General features: G+C 70.5%; 14 protein-coding genes and 1 pseudogene. 6 read left to right on the top strand and 9 right to left on the bottom strand.

The window, feature by feature from the left end:
- Positions 1-3 precede the first annotated feature (3 nt).
- Complete coding sequence (gene mshB, locus GUI43_RS08865; RefSeq protein ID WP_112698534.1) at positions 4-930, bottom strand: N-acetyl-1-D-myo-inositol-2-amino-2-deoxy-alpha-D-glucopyranoside deacetylase; 927 nt, start codon at positions 928-930, stop codon at positions 4-6.
- 87 nt (positions 931-1,017) lie between these two features.
- Here mshB and GUI43_RS08860 point away from each other — a divergent pair, with 87 nt between their 5' ends.
- Positions 1,018-3,162, top strand: coding sequence for a S9 family peptidase (locus tag GUI43_RS08860; RefSeq protein ID WP_112698533.1), 2,145 nt, complete (start codon positions 1,018-1,020; stop codon positions 3,160-3,162).
- A gap of 9 nt (positions 3,163-3,171) precedes the next feature.
- Here the strand turns inward: GUI43_RS08860 and GUI43_RS08855 are convergent, their stop codons facing one another.
- Both GUI43_RS08855 and GUI43_RS08850 read right to left on the bottom strand, forming a co-directional pair.
- A complete protein-coding gene (locus tag GUI43_RS08855) occupies positions 3,172-3,555 on the bottom strand; it encodes a nuclear transport factor 2 family protein (protein ID WP_249037688.1) in 384 nt (127 codons plus the stop codon).
- Positions 3,556-3,699: 144 nt separating this feature from the next.
- A complete protein-coding gene (locus GUI43_RS08850; RefSeq protein ID WP_112583723.1) occupies positions 3,700-4,098 on the bottom strand; it encodes a winged helix-turn-helix transcriptional regulator in 399 nt (132 codons plus the stop codon).
- Between the two features lie 104 nt (positions 4,099-4,202).
- Here GUI43_RS08850 and GUI43_RS08845 point away from each other — a divergent pair, with 104 nt between their 5' ends.
- On the top strand, positions 4,203-5,105 hold the full coding sequence (locus GUI43_RS08845) for an NADP-dependent oxidoreductase (protein ID WP_112698531.1): 903 nt from the start codon (positions 4,203-4,205) through the stop codon (positions 5,103-5,105).
- A 67-nt stretch (positions 5,106-5,172) separates the two neighbouring features.
- Positions 5,173-5,983, top strand: a pseudogene (locus tag GUI43_RS08840) (MerR family DNA-binding transcriptional regulator).
- A gap of 243 nt (positions 5,984-6,226) precedes the next feature.
- On the opposite strand, the gene pip reads toward GUI43_RS08840, so the two are convergent.
- The 6 genes from pip to GUI43_RS08810 form a co-directional block, all read right to left on the bottom strand.
- A complete protein-coding gene (gene pip, locus GUI43_RS08835) occupies positions 6,227-7,183 on the bottom strand; it encodes a prolyl aminopeptidase (protein WP_112698530.1) in 957 nt (318 codons plus the stop codon).
- Between the two features lie 63 nt (positions 7,184-7,246).
- Entirely contained in the window at positions 7,247-8,989 is a 1,743-nt protein-coding gene (locus tag GUI43_RS08830; protein WP_112698529.1) for an ABC transporter substrate-binding protein, read from the bottom strand.
- Positions 8,990-9,145: 156 nt separating this feature from the next.
- Positions 9,146-10,132, bottom strand: a complete 987-nt coding sequence (locus tag GUI43_RS08825; protein WP_091406222.1) for an ABC transporter permease — start codon at positions 10,130-10,132, stop codon at positions 9,146-9,148.
- 11 nt (positions 10,133-10,143) lie between these two features.
- On the bottom strand, positions 10,144-11,151 hold the full coding sequence (locus GUI43_RS08820) for an ABC transporter permease (RefSeq protein ID WP_112583727.1): 1,008 nt from the start codon (positions 11,149-11,151) through the stop codon (positions 10,144-10,146).
- Complete coding sequence (locus GUI43_RS08815) at positions 11,148-12,209, bottom strand: ABC transporter ATP-binding protein (RefSeq protein ID WP_249037687.1); 1,062 nt, start codon at positions 12,207-12,209, stop codon at positions 11,148-11,150. The genes GUI43_RS08820 and GUI43_RS08815 overlap by 4 nt, the downstream gene beginning before the upstream one ends.
- Positions 12,206-13,270, bottom strand: coding sequence for an ABC transporter ATP-binding protein (locus tag GUI43_RS08810; protein ID WP_167457770.1), 1,065 nt, complete (start codon positions 13,268-13,270; stop codon positions 12,206-12,208). Before GUI43_RS08810 ends, GUI43_RS08815 begins: the two co-directional genes overlap by 4 nt.
- 754 nt (positions 13,271-14,024) lie before the next feature.
- Here GUI43_RS08810 and GUI43_RS08795 point away from each other — a divergent pair.
- The 3 genes from GUI43_RS08795 (at position 14,025) to sdhC (ending at position 18,040) form a co-directional block, all read left to right on the top strand.
- Positions 14,025-15,461: a TldD/PmbA family protein gene (locus tag GUI43_RS08795; RefSeq protein ID WP_112583729.1), complete on the top strand. Its 1,437-nt coding sequence runs from the start codon at positions 14,025-14,027 to the stop codon at positions 15,459-15,461.
- A 120-nt stretch (positions 15,462-15,581) separates the two neighbouring features.
- The gene (locus GUI43_RS08790) at positions 15,582-16,988 is read left to right on the top strand and encodes a TldD/PmbA family protein (protein WP_112583730.1); all 1,407 of its coding nucleotides are present in this window, start codon (positions 15,582-15,584) and stop codon (positions 16,986-16,988) included.
- Positions 16,989-17,233: 245 nt separating this feature from the next.
- Positions 17,234-18,040, top strand: coding sequence for a succinate dehydrogenase subunit SdhC (gene sdhC, locus GUI43_RS08785; protein ID WP_112583731.1), 807 nt, complete (start codon positions 17,234-17,236; stop codon positions 18,038-18,040).
- The last annotated feature ends 3 nt before the right edge of the window (positions 18,041-18,043 follow it).

The following is an 18,043-nucleotide window of genomic DNA, read 5'->3' as shown; positions in this document are numbered from 1 at the left end:
CTGTCACCGGAGACCCGCCGCCGCGACCGGTGACCGGTCCGGGGCGGTCTCCGCGGGCAGACCGGCGAAGAGGTCGTCCTCCCACCCGTACGGCCCGGTGCCCGGGCCCTTCTCACCGACCGCGAGGGTGAAGAACTCCACGCCCATGAACTCGCCACCGAAGTTGCCGGCGATCGAGTAGAGCCACGAGTTGGCCGGGATCTGGGTGGCGTGCGCCCGCATCGCGGCCTCCTTGGCCGTGTGCTGGTCGGTGCCGTCGATCCGGGCGGCGATCTGGGCGTCCGGGGTGCCGAAGGGCAGGTCGGCGATGTCCTCGATGCCGCCGAACGGGTTGTCGGAGGACTCGGCGAAATGCGTCATGCCGGCCTCCAGGACGCTGAGCGGCATGGCCGTCCAGTAGACCTTGAGCGGGGCGCAGCCCTCGGCGGTGGCCAGCTCGACGGCGCGCATGGCCACCCGGTGCGCCTGGATGTGGTCGGGGTGACCGTAGAAGCCGTTCGGGTCGTACGTGACGAGCACCTGCGGGCGTACCTCTCGCATGATCTCCACGAGGTGCCCGGCGGCCTCGTCGAGGTCGGCCTGCCAGAAGGCCCGGGGGTGCTCATTGGTCGCGAGCCCCATCATCCCGGAGTCACGGTAGCGGCCGGCGCCGCCGAGGAAGCGGTGGTCGGTGACGCCGAGCGCGGCGCACGCGGCGGCCAGCTCGGCCACGCGGTACCCGCCGAGCTGGTCGGCCTCGGCGGCGGCGAGCTGCGCCAGCGCGGGCACATGGATCTCGCCCTCCTCGCCGAGCGTGCAGGTCACCAGCGTGACGTGCGCGCCGTCTGCGGCGTAGTGGGCCATCGTCGAGCCGGTGCCGATCGACTCGTCGTCGGGGTGCGCGTGGACCAGCAGCAGGCGGCGGTCGGGCAGCATCGTCACGACGGTCACTCTAACTGGCGGTTCTCCCCCGGCCGACGCTGACGCGTCCGCCCAGGTAGGCCACATCACCCCCGCTCCCGCTCTACGATTTGGCGTGTGGACTTTCCGGAGCTGGCCGCCCGCACCCGACGGTTCAGCCACGGCGCGCCACGCGCTGTCTCGGTGGCTGAGGACGGCTCCCGGGTGATCTTCCTGCGCTCCGCCGGCCCCGAGGATCCGGCGGACGCGCTCTGGCTGTTGGACGTGGGCACCGGCGAGGAGCGGCTGGTCGCCGATCCGGCGACCCTGCTGGGCGAGGGCGGAAACGTCCGGTCCCTCTCCCCCGGCGAACGCGCGCTACGCGAGCGGCTGCGGCTCAGCGCCGCCGGCATCGGCTCGTACGCGTTGGACGCGGCCGGCCGGGTTGCGGTGTTCGCGCTGGCCGGGCGGTTGTTCCGGGCCGATCTGGTGCACGGCGACGTGGTGGAGGTGGCGGCCGTCGGCCCGGTGCTTGACCCACGTCCGGACCCGACCGGGCAGCGGTTGTCGTACGTGACGGACGCGGCCGAGGGTGTGCGCCGGGGTGAGCTGCGGGTGATCGACCCCGACGGCACCGACACCCTGCTGGCCGGCGAGGACGCCGGGGTGAGCTGGGGGTTGGCCGAGCACATCGCAGCGGAGGAGTTCGGCCGGTTCCGGGGGTACTGGTGGGCGCCCGACGGCCGCTCGGTGCTCGCCGCCCGGGTCGACGAGTCCCGCCTGGAGCGGTGGCACCTGCACGACCCGGCCGAGCCGGCGAGCCCTCCGACCGCCATCGCGTATCCCCGGGCCGGTGGCCCGAACGCGGAGGTCAGCCTGCACCTGCTGGACCTGGACGACGGCTGGGTCGACGTGCACTGGGACCGGGAAACCTACCCGTACCTGACCGGTGTCAGCTGGGGTGAGGGCAGTCCGTTGATCACCGTGTTGCGCCGCTCGCAGCAGCACGGGCTGGTGCTGGCGGTGGACCCGCGCACGGGTGAGACGCAGGTGCACGCCGAGCTGGCCGACCCGCGCTGGGTCGAGCCGATCGCCGGCACCCCCGCGCACCTTCCGGACGGCCGGGTGCTGGTCGGTGGGGAGCTGGCCCACGACGGGTACGACGCCCGGTGCCTGTTCGCGGACGGCACCCTGCTCACCCCGCCGTCGCTGTACGTACGACGGGTGGTTGGTCGGCTGCCGGCCGCCGCCGGCCCGGCCGACCTGCTGGTGGAGGCGAGCGACGGCGAACCGAGCGAGCGGCACCTGTTCCGGGTCCGCACCACCATCGGCGGCGGGGTGGACGCGCGTCGGCTCACCACCGACTCGGGCTGGTACACCGCCGCTGTGGGCGGGGACGTGCTGGCCGTCGGCGTCGCGTCGCTGGACCACGCCGGAGTGCGCTGGACGGTGCGCCGCGGCGATCAGGAGATCGCCGAGCTGCGCTCGTTCGCCGCCGCCCCGCCGTACTCTCCGTTGCCGCTGCTGGAACGGGTGACCGATCGGCGGCTGCCGGCGGCGGTGCTCTACCCGGACAACCACGTGACGGGCCGGCGGCTGCCGGTGCTGCTGGACATCTACGGCGGCCCGGGGCACCAGGAGGTCGTGGCGGCGCGGGCCGCGTGGCTGGAACGGCAGTGGTGGGCCGACGCCGGGTTCGCGGTGGTCACCATCGACAACCGGGGTACGCCGGGGGTGGCGCCGTCGTTCGAGAAGGCGATCCACCGGCGGGTCGCCGACGTGATCCTGGCCGACCAGATCGACGCGCTCACCGCGCTTGCCGGCAAGCACCCGGACCTGGACCTGGGGCGAGTGGGGGTGCGCGGGTGGTCGTTCGGCGGGTGGCTGGCCGGGTTGGCGGTGCTTCGCCACCCGGAGCTGTTCCGGTGCGGAATCGCGGGCGCCCCGGTGACCGACTGGGCGCTGTACGACACCGCGTACACCGAGCGTTATCTGGGGTTGCCGGAAGACGGCCAGGACATCTACGCGCACCACTCGCTCGTCGAGTTGGCCGCCGAGCCGGTCACCAGCCCGGACCAGGCCCGGCCGTTGCTGCTGGTGCACGGCATGGCTGACGACAACGTGGTGGCCGCGCACACGCTCCGGCTCTCCGCGGCCCTGCTGAGCACCGGCCGGCCGCACGCCGTGCTGCCGCTGACCGGGGCCACCCATCTGGCCGCGAACGGCACCGCCGAGCGGCTGCTCCCCCTGGAGCTGGACTTCCTCCGTACCCATTTGCTGTAACGGCCACGATCACCAACGCTCCACGAGGTGTCCCCGGCCCTGCGGCGGATCGTACGACTCGGGCCAGTAGTCGATGATCTTGCTGATCAGCCCATGCTCGGACATCTCCAGCCAGACGCACGCGTCCTGCTGCTCGTCACCGACGCGGACGTCGAGCAGCAGGGCAGCGAGGCGGCCATCGGCGATCACCCGTAGCGGCCGGAGGTGCCAGTCGCCGGGGTACTCGGTGTTGAACCGCAGGAACGCGTCAGTGCCGCGAATGCGCTCCCGAGTCTGCGGCATCTCGTAGACCACATCATCGGTGAGCAGGGCGGCCAACCCGGACCAGTCGCGGCGCTCCAGAAGATCAACGTAGGCGCGGGCGGTCTGCCGGGTCGTCGAGGTGTCGTCCACGACGCGGACCCTAGCCGCCGCCAGCGACAATCCGACGAGCCCTCGGCGGGCTCAACACCGGGCGAGACAACATCCCCGGCACATGCTCACAGCCCATGAACGGATTCGTTGCGGCGGACTCGACGTGATCGGCGCCGCCGGTATTCAGGGGCGTGTGTCGTACCGGGTCCGGGCTTCGAAGACGCGGTCCATGTGCGTCTCGGCCCAGCTCTTGATCGCGATCATGACCGGGAACAGTTCATGGCCGAGCGGGGTGAGCTCGTAGTCCACGCGGACCGGTACCGAGGCGGTGACGGTGCGGGTGACGAGACCGTCGCGCTCCAGGGTGCGCAGGGTCTGGGTGAGCATCTTCTGGCTGACGCCCGCGATGCGCTGGGCGAGCTCGCCGTGCCGCTGCGGGCCGTTGACCAGCGCCGGGATCACCAGGGCGACCCACTTGTCGGTGAGCCTGCTCAGCAGCTCACGCGTCGGGCACTGTTCCAGGAACGCGTCGTAGTCGCGTTTTGCCTGTTCGCGGCGTTGCGCTGCGGTCGACGTCGCCATTCTTTCCTCCTTGGTGCCCTAGGCACTTTAAGGTACCTACTTTCTCATAGTGCCGAAGATTCGTACGGTCGTGGTGATCACGAAATCCCACGAAGGAGACGGCGATGCGCGCAGTCAGCTACGCAGAGTTCGGAGGGCCGGAGGTCCTGCACGTGGCCGAGGTGCCGGTGCCCGAGCCGGGGCCGGGGCAGGTCCGGGTGCGGGTCGCGGCGTCGGTTGTCCATCCGGTCGATCTGATGGTCCGCTCCGGTCGGTTCCCGGCTCCGTTGCCGACCGGTCTGCCCTACACGCCCGGTTGGGACGTTGCCGGCAGCGTCGACGCGGTCGGACCGTCGGTCGACGAGTTCACGATCGGCGACGAGGTCATCGGCTTCTCGCCGTGGCTGCAAACCACTGTCGGCGCCCACGCCGAGTACGTGGTCCTCGATGCCGCCTGGCTGACCTCCGCGCCCGCCGGCGTCTCCGCCACCGAGGCGGCGACACTGCCGACCAATGGCCTCGCCGCCGCCCAGGCACTCGACCTGCTCGCGCTCCCGGCGGGTTCGACAGTGCTCGTCACCGGCGCCGCTGGGCAGGTCGGTGGGTTCGTTCTGGCGCTGGCCCGGGCGGCCGGTCTGCACGCCACCGGACTGGCCGGGGCCGACGACCGCGCGTTCGTCGAGTCAATGGGCGCGGCGTTCCTGTCGCGCGACGACGATCCGACGGGAACGTTCGACGCGGTCATCGACCTGGCGGTGATCGGCTCCTCGCTGCTGGACCTCGTTCGGGACGGCGGCGGTTACGTGGCCGCGTCACCCCCGCTTCGCCCGGAGCCGGTGCGGGGAATCCGGACCGTCGCGCTGGAGGTGCTACCGGACGGAACCCGGCTGGGCGAACTGGTCGAACTCGTCACCAGCGGCGACATCCCGCTCCGGGTCGCTGACGTGTACCCCTTCGCCGCCGCGTCGGCCGCCCACGAGCGGCTGGCCCGAGGCGGGGTGCGCGGCGGCGTGGTGATCGTCCCCTGATCCGCCGCCGCGGAAGCTCGATGAGGGGCTTGTATCTCAAGCCGCTCGAGATCGCATAGTGGGCGTCGTGGACAGAAAAGAGCTGTACGCCATCGGGGATGTCGCCCGGCGGACAGGCCTGAGCGTCAGTGCCGTCCGGTACTACGCGGACGCCGGTGTTGTCACGCCGGCCGCCAGCACCCCGGCCGGCGGTGCTGTCGGCCATCCTGCGGCAGGACTCCACGGCCGAGCAGGTCACGCTGATGCACAAACTGGTCGGCATGTCGGACGAGGAACGCGACCGGCTGATCGACGAGTTCTGGACCGAGGTCTCCGCCGGCTGGGAGCCGCCGGAGCGGATGGTCGAGTGGTGGCGGGCGGCCCGACCGGAGCTGCCCGAACATCCCACCGCAACCCAGTTGGAGGCGTGGATCGAGCTGGCCGAGCTGGTCCGGGACAGCGAGGTCCGGCAGGCCGTACGCCGTGACTTGCACGAGGCGTGCACCACCGGGGCCGGGCCGCTGATGACCTCCTCGCCGATGCTGGACGCCCTGGAGGAGGGCGCCACGATCGGCCAGCCGGTGATGGACGCGGCGCGCGAGCAGGTGCCGCCCGACTCGCCCAGAGGCCGGGAGATCGCCGACCAGTGGATCGGGTGGCTGACCGGCATCTTCGCGACGCCGGACAGCCCCGGGATACCGGACACGCCCGAGTTCCGGATCCAGGCCGCCGACCAGATGCGCAAGGGCGCGGAATGGGACCGCACGCCGCCGGAGCAGGAGGGTCCGTTCGACAGGTACATGGAGTTGGTCACCACAGTGAACGACGCGCCGCCGGAGCGGTTCCCGTACGAGTGGCTGGCCGACGCACTGCGCGCGTCCGCCGTGCCGGCCTCCTGATTGCCGATCCGCGACCCGGCACGTATGTCCGTGCCGCCGCCATCGCCGAGGCTGGAACGCATGGACAACGTGGTGGAACTCGACGGGGTGCGCGATGAGCCCCACCGGGAGCACACCCTCCGGCGTGCGCCTTGGCTGGCGCCCATGTCGATGTGCTGTTGAGCGGTATACCTCAGAGGTATGAATATGACTCTGAGGTATACCGCTCCACACCGAATCTGCCCGGATGGAGGTGACGGACGGTCACCGCCGGCCCTTGAGGAACTGGGTGGTGGCTTCGATGAGCAGACTGCGGGTGCCAGGTTCGGAGCCGCTGTGGCCCGCGTCCTCCACGATGTGGAACTTCGCCTCGGGCCAGGCCCGATGCAGGTCCCAGGCTTGGCTGGGCGGCGTCTTGATGTCGTAGCGGCCGTTCACGATGACCGTCGGGATGTGTCGAATGCGGTCGACGCCCGCCAGGAGACCTTCCGGCGGGAGGAAGCCGCCGTTGCTGATGTAGTGGTGTGTGATGCGGGCGAACGCCAGCAGGCTGGTGTCGTCGATCCCGGGCAGCGTCATCGGCAGCAGGGTGTTGGCCGAGAGCTCCCAGCCCATCCAGGCGCGGGCCGCCGGGTCGTGGACCGCGGGGTCGGGGTCGGAGATGCGGCGGCCATACGCGCCGACGAGGTCGTCCTGTTCGGTCACGGGGATCGCAGCACAGAACGCCGCCCACTCGGCGGGGAACAGGTGTGCTGCGCCCGCCGGGGTGAACGCCCACGCCTCGTCTGATTTGCGAACCAGCCACACGCCACGGAGCACGAGTTCGGTGACCCGCTCGGGATGGGCCTGCGCGTAGGCCAGGCCGAGGGTGCTGCCCCAACTGCCGCCGAAGACGAGCCAACGCTCGATTCCCAGGTGCTCGCGTAACCGCTCGATGTCCGCCACCAGGTGCGGGGTGGTGTTGTGTTCCAGTGACGTCTTCGGGTCGCCCGCGAAGGGCCGGCTGCGACCGCAGTTTCGCTGGTCGAACAGCACGATCCGGTAGCCGGACGGGTCGAAGTACCGCCGATTGTCGGGGAGCAGGCCACCGCCGGGACCGCCGTGCAGGAACACCGCGGGTTTGCCTCCGGGGTTCCCGCACAGTTCCCAGTAGAGCTCATTACCGTGGCCGACGCTGAGCATCCCGGACTCGTACGGCTCGATGGGCGGATACCAATCCATAAACAGCAGGGTCCCCTCCCGACGGCGTTGTCGGAAGGGGACCCTGCTGGTCTGCGGTGCGACTTACGGCTTGACGTGCGCGTTCACGAACGACGGGTAGCCGAAGACACTGGAGATGAAGATCCCGCCCGCCTTGGACCCGTGCACGTTGTAGGCCACGTCGACGAAGAGCGGCACCACCGGCGCGTGCTCCTTCATGATCCGCTCGTCGAGCTTGGCCCACTCCGGGCCCTGCTCGGCCGCGGACAGCGCCGAGATGCGGTCCATCTCGGTGTTGATCGCCGGGTCGTTGAAGTAGGCCTGGTTGCTGTTGCCCTCGGCCTTGATGGTGCGGCCGTCGTAGAGCACCGGCAGGATCGACGCCCCGCTCGGCCAGTCCGCCGCCCAGTTACCGATGTACAGGTCCCACGGGTTGTTCTTCTTCTTGATCTCGTCGAGCTTCGCGTCGTCGGAGATGTTCCGCAGCGTGATCTTGAAACCGGCCCGCTCCAGGTTGGCCTTGAGCTGCGCGCCCTGCTGCTGCTCGGTGGAGTTGTCGGCGACGCCGAGGACCAGCTCCGGCGTCTTCCCGCCGAGCAGCTCCTTGGCCTTGTCGACGTTGCCGTTGGCCCCCGCCGGGTACGCGTCGTACGCCTTGTAGCCGATGGTGGCCGGCGGCATCAGCGTGGTCAGCGGCGCGGCGACGGTCTGCCCGCCCATTGCCTTGATGAAGCCCTCGCGGTCGATGGCGTAGTTCAACGCCTGGCGGACCTTGAGGTCGGTGACCCGCTGGTTGTTGATGACGAGCTGGTTGGCACTCGGCGTCGGCGAGAGGATGCTGCGCGACTTGAGCGTGGCGTCCCCGGCCACCTTGGCGACCAGCGAGGCGGGCACTGTGTTGAAGGCGAGCGCGCTCTGGTCGGCGCCGTTGTCGGCGATCACCCGGTTGTTGGCGGCGTCAGCGGTCGGGCCGAAGCTCCAGACGAACTGGTCCGGGTACTGGTGCCGTACCGGGTCGGTCTTCGGGTCCCAGTTGGTGTTGCGGTCCAGGGTGATCTGCACGCCGACCTGGTTCTTGGCAACCTTGTAGGGGCCGGACGAGAACGGCTGCTTGTCCAGGTCGACGCCGGTGTCCTTGTCGGCCGGCAGCGGCGCGGTGGTCGGCAGCGAGACCGCGAACGGCAGGTCACAGCGGGGCTTGGCGAACTCGAAGCGCAGCGTCTTGGCGTCCGGCGTGCTCAGGCCGGGCGGCAGCGACGTCTTGTTCTTCTTGAAGTCCCACTTGGTGTCGAACTGCGCGGTGTCGGCCAGCCACTCCTGGATGTAGGTCGGGCCGCCGGACAGGTCCGGGTCGAAGGAGCGAGCGATGCCGTACGCGATCTCCTTGGAGGTGATCGGCCGGCCGTCCTCGAACTTCACCCCGTCCTTGACGGTGAATTCCCAGACCTTGCAGTCGTTGTTGACGTTCTTGCCCGGCGTCTCGGCCAGGTCGCCCACCAGGACCAGGCCGCCCTTGCCGTCGTCCTTCCAGGTGGTCAGGTAGCGGGCGAAGAGCGGGTTGGCCATCAGACCGGCGAACGAGTACGTCCGCTGCGGGTCGAGGTGGGAGATCGGCGACTCCCGGATGATGGTGAAGGTGCCGCCCTTCGCGGCGCCGCTCACCTCGGCCGCCGGCCCCTGCGAGTCCTTGGGGTCGGTAGCGATGACCCCGGTCTGCTGCCGTTCGGTGTCGACAGTGGTGCCCTCGCCCGTGTTCTTCGAGCACGCACCCAATGCCACAACCAGAGCGATCGCGCCGCCTGCGGCAACCGCCACGCGTGGTCTCATGAAGTACCCCCTTCACCATGTGCCGTGCGGTTTCGTCGGGGCGAGAACCGCCGACGTCCCGAGGATCGTAAGGAAGAAAACCTACGAGTTGTGTAACAGTTGTCGATAAATTTCGCCACCGGCCCAGCCGCCGGTCACAGGCTGGACATCGACAGGTCAGCGCAGCCGCACCCGGGGGTCGATGGCCGCGTAGAGCAGGTCCACCAGTACGTTCGCCAACACCACGAAGACCGCGGCGATCAGCACGGTGGCCATGATGGTGGGCAGATCGCCCGAGCGCACCGCGTCCACCGCCGTACGCCCCAACCCCTGGATGCCGAACGTCGTCTCGGTGATCACCGTCCCGCCCAGCGCCCCGCCCACGTCCAGCCCCGCGATGGTCACCACCGGGGTGATCGCCGCGCGCAGCGCGTGTCGCCCGTACACCTTGGGTTTGGCCAGGCCCTTGGCCCGCGCGGTCCGGACGAAGTCCTCCGACAGCGTCTCCAACATCTGCGCCCGCGACAACCTGGCGTAGATGGCCGAGAAGAGGAAGGCCAGCGCCACCCAGGCCAGCACCAATCCGCTGGCCCACTTCGCCGGGTTGTCGAAGATTGAGGTGTAGCTCGGCACCGGCAACAGCCGCAGGTTGTAGACGAACACCAGCAGCAGCACCGCGCCCACGAAGTACAGCTGCAACGACGCGCCGGTCAGCGAGAATCCGATCGCCAGCCGATCCAGCCAGGTGCCCCGACGCAGCGCGGACACCATGCCGAGCCCCACGCCGAGCAGCAACCAGAGGATGGCCGCAGGGATCACGATGCTCAGCGTCACCGGCAGCACCCGGGCGATGGTGTCCGAGACGGCCTCGTTGGTGACGTACGACCAGCCCAGGCAGGGTGCGTCGCACCGGCCGCCCTGGGCGCTGCCCAGGTCCCGACCGGTCACGATGCCCTTCATGTAACCGGCGTACTGGCTGATCAGCGGGTCGTTCAGGCCCAGGTCGTCGCGGACCCGCTCCAGCCGCTCCGGGTTGCAGTTCTTCGAGCAGATGCTGCTGACCGGGTCACGCGGCAGGGCGAAGAACATCAGGAAGGTCAACACGCTCACCGCGAAGAGGGTCAGCGTGGCGGAGAAGAGTCGCTTGAGCAGAAATCGCGCCATGATTTTGACCCCTACCGGGACGACTTCGGGTCGAGCGCGTCCCGCAACGCGTCGCCGAAGAGGTTGAAGGCGAACACCAGCGCGAAGATCGTGATGCCCGGGAAGAACACGTACGCCGGGTCGGTCTGGAGGAAGTCCAGACTGCGGTAGATCATTCGGCCGAAGCTCGGCGTCTCGTCGCTGAGACCGACGCCGATGAACGACAGCGCCGCCTCGCTGGTGATGAACTGCGGCACCGCCAGGGAGAACGACACCAGGATCGGCGCCCAGATGTTCGGCAGCAACTGCCGGAAGAGCATGTGCCCCAGCCCGGCCCCGCTGGCCCGGGCCGCCTCCACGAACTCCCGCTCGCGCAGCGCGATCACCTGCCCGCGGACCAGCCGGGCCGTGCTGGTCCAGCCGAAGATGGCGAAGACGGCGATCAGCACGCCCACCCCGAAGGCGGACGACACCTGCCCCCGCTCGCCGTAGAAGCGCAGCGTGATGGTGGGAGTGAGCGCCAACGCGATGATCAGGAAGGGCATAGCCAGGGTCAGGTCGGTGATCCAGTTGATCACCGCGTCGAGCCAGCCGCCGAGGTAGCCGGCGAGCGCGCCCAGCACGATCCCGATCGTCGCGGTGATCAGGGCCGCTGCGAACGCGATGAACAGCGAGGTCCGCAGCCCGTAGATCAGCCGGATGAAGATGTCCCGGCCCAGCCCCGGCTCCAGACCGAACCAGTGCTCGCCGCTGACCCCGCCGGCGTACCCCAGCGGCATGCCGAAGCCGTCCAGCATGTTCTGGAACTGCTCCCGCGGGCCGATCCCGTAGACCATCTCGATCAGCGGGGCGGCCAACCCCAACAGCAGGAAAAAGACCAGGAGTACGCCGCTGACCACGGCCGTACGGTCGCGGCGCAGCCGCAGCCAGGCGAGCTGACCGGGCGAGCGACCGACGACGCCCTTGGTCGCGGCTCCGCCCTCGTCGCCACCGGACTCGATCTCGGCCAGCGCGACACCCTCCACCGGGGACAGGCTCACGACGGCACCTCCTCGACGTTCGCTTCGACCCCGCGGCCCTCCGGCTCGACGCCGATCGCGGCGGCCTCCGCCACCAGGCCGGCGCCGGCTGGTTCCGGGAAGTGGCACGCGGTGGCCTGGTTGCCGCCGTCGCGCGGCACCAGCGCGGGCTCCTCGGTGGCACAGACGTCCTGCGCCTTCCAGCAGCGGGTACGGAACCGGCAGCCCGACGGCGGGTCCAACGGGGTGGGCACGTCACCGGTCAGCCGGATCCGACCCGCCGGACCGAGCTGGGTGACGTCCGGGATCGCCGAGAGCAACGCCCGCGTGTACGGGTGCTGCGGGCGCTCGTAGATGTCCGCCCGGTCGCCGATCTCCACGATCCGCCCCAGGTACATGACAGCGACCCGCTGGCAGAAGTGCCGGACCACGGCCAGGTCGTGCGCGATGAACACGAAGGCCAGGCCAAGCTCGCGTTGCAGGTCGCGCAGCAGGTTGACGACCTGCGCCTGGATCGAGACGTCCAGCGCGCTCACCGGCTCGTCCGCGACGATCAGCTTCGGCCGCAGGGCCAACGCGCGGGCGATACCGATGCGCTGGCGCTGACCACCGGAGAACTCGTGCGGGTACCGGTTGTAGTGCTCCGGGTTCAGCCCGACCAGCTCCAGCAACTCCTGCACCCGGGCCTTGATCCCACCCGGCGGCTTGATCCCGTTGACCTGTAGCGGCATCGCCACGATCCGGCCCACTGTGTGCCGGGGGTTCAGCGAGGCGTACGGGTCCTGGAAGATGATCTGGAGTTCCTGGCGCAGCGGGCGCAACTCCCGGCGGCCGGCGTGCGTGATGTCCCGCCCGTCGAACTCGATGCTGCCGCTCGTCGGTTCCAGCAGCCGCACCAGCATCCGACCGGTGGTGGTCTTGCCGCAGCCCGACTCCCCCACCAGGCCGAGCGTCTCGCCGGGGCGCACGTCGAAGTCGAGCCCGTCCACCGCCCGCACCAGACCGGTGGCACGCAGCCCCTGGCGTACCGGGAAGTGCTTGCTCAGGCCGCGTACCCGCAGCAGTGGTTCATCGGTCATCGGGCCACCCCCACGGATGCGATGTCCTCGGCGTAGAACGTGGCGCGCTCCTCGGCGCTCAGGTGACAGGCGACCAGATGGCCGGCCGAATCGCCCTCCCCCGCCGGGCGCAGCTCGGGCACCTCGGTGCGGGAGCGGCTGCCGGCGCGGTCCGCGTACCGGCAGCGGGGGTGGAACGCGCAGCCCGGCGGCAGGTTGATCAGGCTGGGCGGGTTGCCAGGGATGGGCACCAGGTCCGCGTCCGCGTCGCCGTGCAGCGACGGCACGCTGGAGAGCAGACCCCAGGTGTACGGATGCTGCGGCGCCCGGAGCACCTGCTCGACGCTGCCCCGCTCGACGGCCCGCCCGCCGTACATGACCAGCACGTCGTCGGCGACCTGGCCGACCACGCCGAGATCGTGGGTGATCAGGATGATCGCGGAGTGGAACTCGGCCTGGAGGTCGGCGAGCAGGTCCAGGATCTGCGCCTGGACGGTGACGTCCAGCGCGGTGGTCGGCTCGTCGGCGATCAGCAGCGCCGGGTCGTTGACCAGGGACATCGCGATCATCGCCCGTTGGCGCATGCCGCCGGAGAACTCGTGCGGGTACTGGTCGAAGCGGCGCGCCGGCTGCGGGATGCCGACCCGGTCCAACATGTCGACCGCCCGCTGGCGGGCCTCGCGCCGGTTGGCCTTCGGGTGGTGCACCCGGTACGCCTCGGCGATCTGCCGGCCCACCGTGTAGTACGGGTGCAGCGCCGACAGCGGATCCTGGAAGATCATCGCCATGTCCCGGCCGCGCAGCCGGCGTACCTCCTCGTCGGCGAGGCCGACCACCTGCCGGCCACCCACGGAGATCTCCCCGGTGATGGTGGTCCGCTTCGGGTCGTGCAGGCCGAGAATGGCCAACGAGGTGACGCTCTTGCCGGAGCCGGACTCACCAACGATGCCGAGGGTGCGGCCCCGCTCGACGGCGAACGACACCCCGTCGACCGCGCGCACCACGCCGTCCTCGGTGTCGAACCGGACCCGAAGATCACGCACCCGCAGGTAGGCGTCCTGGTCGGAGCGCTGTGCCGGCACGACGGGGCGGTCGTCCGGTTCGCCGGACGGCGAGGGTTCCGAGCTGTCCACGGCCACCTCCCTCAGTGACGAAGGGAACTTACAGGAAAGTCCCGAGGGTGAAAATAAGCTACAAAGTCGGCACGTGTCAGCGGGCCCGAGCGTAACGAGTCGGCATCGGCCCCGCACCCCCCTCACCTCGCCATCCACGCCCATTCATGTCGCGCCTCACGCCCGCGCCCCCGCGCCTCACGCACCGCGCCCCGCGCCAGGCGCCAGGCGCCCCGCGCCAGGCGCCCCGCGTCCCGCGTCCCGCGTCCCGCGCCAAGATCTCCGCACCTTCCCTGAAGTTGCTGCCTCCGACGCGCCAGAGACAGCAACATCCCTGATACTGCGCGGATCTTGACGACAGACACCGCCCCCGAGAGCAGGAGCGGGGTCTGGTGCGCCCACCGCCACCAAGGTCGCGCTCGAACCAGGATCTAGTGGCATCGCCGACGCGCCGATACCACTACAACCAGGATGTTGCGCGATCTTGTGCTCGCACGTCGGCTGCGACCTCGTCGATCCGGCGTGAGCTGCACTCGGCAGGTGACTCCCGCCGGCATTCCTGGCCACGCGGTGCCATGGACCGAGTCGGACCCTCCCACTACGTGGAGCGGTCGACGGCCAAGGCCGGCGAGGTGTTGGAGTTGGCGGAGCCGGTGCGAGCCACCATTCGGCCGGAGGATCTGCTGGCCTGACGGGTGTCGGTCGGCTGGCCTAGGGTCGGTCCATGACCGAGTTCGACGCGGCCGCCGCCGCCGTCCAGGCCGCCCTCGACGCGGGCGCGCGGTACGCCGACGCCCGGGTGATGCACCGCCGCTACGAGTCGATGACGGCGCGCAACGGTGACGTGGAGGAGCTGACGCAGGACGAGAGCATCGGGCTCGGGGTCCGAGCGTTGGTCGGGGCGAGTTGGGGCTTCCACGCCGTACCCGATCTGTCCGATGCCGCCGCCCGCGACGCCGGCCGGCGCGCGACGCGGACCGCCATGGCGAGCGCGCGGGTGCCGGGCCCTCCGGTCGACCTGGTGCCGGTCCAGGCGGTCACCGCGAGCTGGGCCTCCGGCTGCCAGATCGATCCGCTCGGGGTGCCCCTGTCGGACAAGGGCGATCTGCTGGTCGACGCGACCCGCACGATGGCCGAGCACGGCGCGGACCTGGCCGAGGGCCTGTACCAGATCTGGGACACCGCGAAGTGGTTCGTCTCCAGCGAGGGCCACCGGATCGACCAGCGCATCCGCGAGTGCGGTGGCGGCATCTCGGCCACCTCGATCGGTGACGGCGAGACGCAGCGCCGGTCCTGGCCGAGCTACCGCGGCCAGTACGGCACCACCGGGTGGGAGCTGGTCGAGTCGCTGGATCTGGCCGCGCACGCCGCGCAGATCGCCGAGGAGTCCCGGGCGCTGCTCACCGCGCCGCCCTGCCCGGCCGGCGAGACCGATCTGATCCTCGGCGGCGAGCAGTTGGCCCTGCAGATCCACGAGTCGGTCGGGCACGCCATCGAACTGGACCGGATCCTCGGCTGGGAGGCGGCGTTCGCCGGCACGTCCTGGCTGGACCTGGCCCAGCTCGGCTCGCTGCGTTACGGCTCGGAGCTGATGAACATCACCATCGACCCGACCATCCCGGGTGCTCTGGGCAGCTTCGGTTTCGACGACGAGGGCTCCCCGGCGGTCAAGCGGGACGCGGTCCGCGACGGTCGCTGGGTGGGTGTGCTCGCCGGCCGGGATTCCGCCGCGATGGCAAACCTGGACTACGGCGGCAGCGTACGGGCCGACGGGTGGGCCCGGCTGCCGATGGTGCGGATGACCAACGTCGGCCTGGAACCCGGCCCACACACGCTGGAGGAGATCATCGCGGCTACCGACGACGGCGTGTTGATGGACCTCAACCGGTCCTGGTCGATCGACGACAAGCGGCTCAACTTCCAGTTCGGCTGCGAGGTCGGCTGGGAGATCAAGAAGGGGCGGCGGGGGCGGATGCTGCGCAACCCCACGTACACCGGGATCGGTCCGCTGTTCTGGCGCTCGATGGACATGCTCTCCAGCGAGACGGTCTCCTGGGGCACGCCCAACTGCGGCAAGGGCCAACCCGGCCAGGTCGGGCACACCGGCCACCCGGCCGCGCCGGCCCGGTTCCGCAACGTCCGGGTGGGGGTCTCGGCGTGAGCGCGAGGAGTGAGCCGGGTTTGCGAGCCCCGCAGTCGCGAACGAAAGGCGGCTCGGCGTGAGCGCGAGGAGTGAGCCGGGTTTGCGAGCCCCGCAGTCGCGAACGAAAGGTGGCTCGGCATGAGCGGGCAGACGGAGTTGGAGCTGGCCGGGCAGGTCGTGGAGCTGGTTCGGCGTCTTGGCGGGCCGGCCGCGCAGGCCGAGGCGGTGGTGACGCGGGCGGACCTGGCGCTGACCCGGTTCGCCAACTCGGGCATCCACCAGAACGTCTCCGAGTCCACTGTCGGGGTCCGGCTGCGGGTGCACGTCGACGGTCGGACGGCTGCCGGTGGCGGCAGCGTGGTCACCGCCGACGGGTTGTCCGCCCTGGTGGAGCGCACCCTGACTGCGGCCCGGCTCTGCCCGCCCGACCCGGGTTGGCCGGGGCTGACCCCGCCCATGCCCATGCCGGACGCCCCGCCCGTCGACGAGGCCACCGCGCACGCCGAGCCGGATCAGCGGGCCGATCGGGTGGGGGCGTTCGTGGCCGCCGCCGGGGGCCTCAGCACCGCCGGTTACTGCCGCACCGCGCACCGCTCGTCGGCGTTCGCCAACTCGGCCGGGCACTCGGCGTACGGCCGCTCGGTGGAGGCTGCGATGGACGGCATCGCCCGCCGTGATGGCGCGGACGGGGTGGCCCGGCGCAGCACCGACCGGCTGTCCGACGTCGACGGCGCCGAGTTGGGCGCGCAGGCGGCCGCGAAGGCGCAGGCGGCGGCCGACCCGGTCGAGCTGCCGCCGGGGCACTACGAGGTGGTGTTCGAGCCGGCCGCCGTGGCGGACCTCCTGCAGAACCTGTCCTTCTACGGCTTCAACGGCAAGCGCTACGCCGAGCGGCAGTCGTTCGCCGAGCCGGGCGCGGCCCAGTTCGACCGGGCGGTGACCCTGGTGGACGACCCGCTGGGCGGGTCCGGGTTGCCGTTCGACGCGGAGGGCACCGGCCGACGGGCGCTGACACTGGTCGAGGCGGGCACCACCCGGGCGGTGGCGCACGATCGCCGAACCGCCGCCGAGGCGGGCGCGGAGTCCACCGGGCACGCGGTCGCGGGGGGTGCCACCTGGGGCCCGATGCCCCGTAACCTGCGGCTGACCGGCGCGGTGGCGGGTCCGGCGAGTGCGGTGGGCCGGAGCACCACCGGCGCGGCGGCCGGGGCTGTCGTCGACGCGGACACCGCCGCGTTGGTGGCCGGCGTACGCCGAGGGCTGCTGGTCACCGACCTCTGGTACACGCGGGTGCTCGACCCGAAGAGCCTCGTCGTCACCGGGTTGACCCGCAACGGCGTCTGGCTGATCGAGGACGGCACTGTCGTCCGGGCGGTCCGTGACCTGCGGTTCACCGAGTCGTACCCGCGGGCGCTCGGGCCGGGGGCGGTGCTGGGGCTGGGGGCGCGGGCGGTGCGCCAACCGGAGCGGGTGGACGGTGCCTGGTGGGCGGCGCCCTCACTGCGGCTGGCGTCCTGGCACTTCACCGGAGGCGCCTCCGGCTGACGTTCTCGACCGCAGGCGCCAAACCGGCGTGTCGAGGGCTTTTCCGCAGGCCAGACACACGGGACACTCCCTTGCGCGGACGGCTCGCAGAGATCGGCGTAACGTGTGTCACTTAGCTGCGTCGGTCGATCCGGCGTGGTCGTTGGTGTGCGCATGACGTGGCAGCGGGTGCGGGTTCGCCGGTCCGCGTGCCGACCGGAGAGAGACCAGCCCGCCCGTACGGGCCCGTCGAGGAGACGACTCGAATGACTTCAACGGCAACGAGGCCGAGGGGGGCGCGGGCGCGCGCCGCCATCGCGGCGAAGACGTTGCGTACCGACCGATGGTGGTTCGCCCCGCTGATCACCGTGATCGGGCTCAGCGCCTGGGTCGCGTACGCGACCGTCCGGGTCTTCATGCACAAGTGGTACTGGGTGGACCAGTTCCACTACCTGACCCCGTTCTACTCCCCGTGCGTGACCGACCGGTGTGTCGAGGAAGCCTCGCACTTCGGCCGGTTCCTGCCCGGCTGGTGGATCATCCCGGACGCCGCGCTGACCCTGCCGTTCCTGCTGCTGTTCCGGCTCACCTGCTACTACTACCGCAAGGCCTACTACCGGTCGTTCTGGCTGTCGCCACCGGCCTGCGCGGTCCCGGACGGTCACAAGGAGTACGGCGGTGAGACCCGTTTCCCGCTGCTCGGGCAGAACCTGCACCGCTACTTCTTCTACGCCGCCGCGATCATCTCGCTGATCAACACCTGGGACGCGATCCTCGCCTTCCACTCGCCGAAGGGCTTCGGCTTCGGGCTGGGCAACATCATCCTGCTGCTCAACGTGGTGATGCTCTGGGCGTACACGATCTCCTGCCACTCCTGCCGACACATCATCGGCGGCCGGCTCAAGCACTTCTCCAAGCACCCGGTGCGGTACAAGGCCTGGACCTTCGTCTCGGCGTTGAACGTCCGGCACATGCAGCTCGCCTGGATCACCCTCGGCACCCTGGCGCTGGCCGACTTCTACATCATGGCGCTCGCGGCCGGCTGGTTCTCCGACCTGCGGTTCATCAACTAAAGG

The sequence above is a fragment of the Micromonospora noduli genome, assembly GCF_003264365.1.
Taxonomy (GTDB): Bacteria; Actinomycetota; Actinomycetes; order Mycobacteriales; family Micromonosporaceae; genus Micromonospora; species Micromonospora noduli.
The sequence above is the reverse complement of the archived record's forward strand: the minus strand, read 5'-3'. Positions and strand labels throughout refer to the sequence as shown.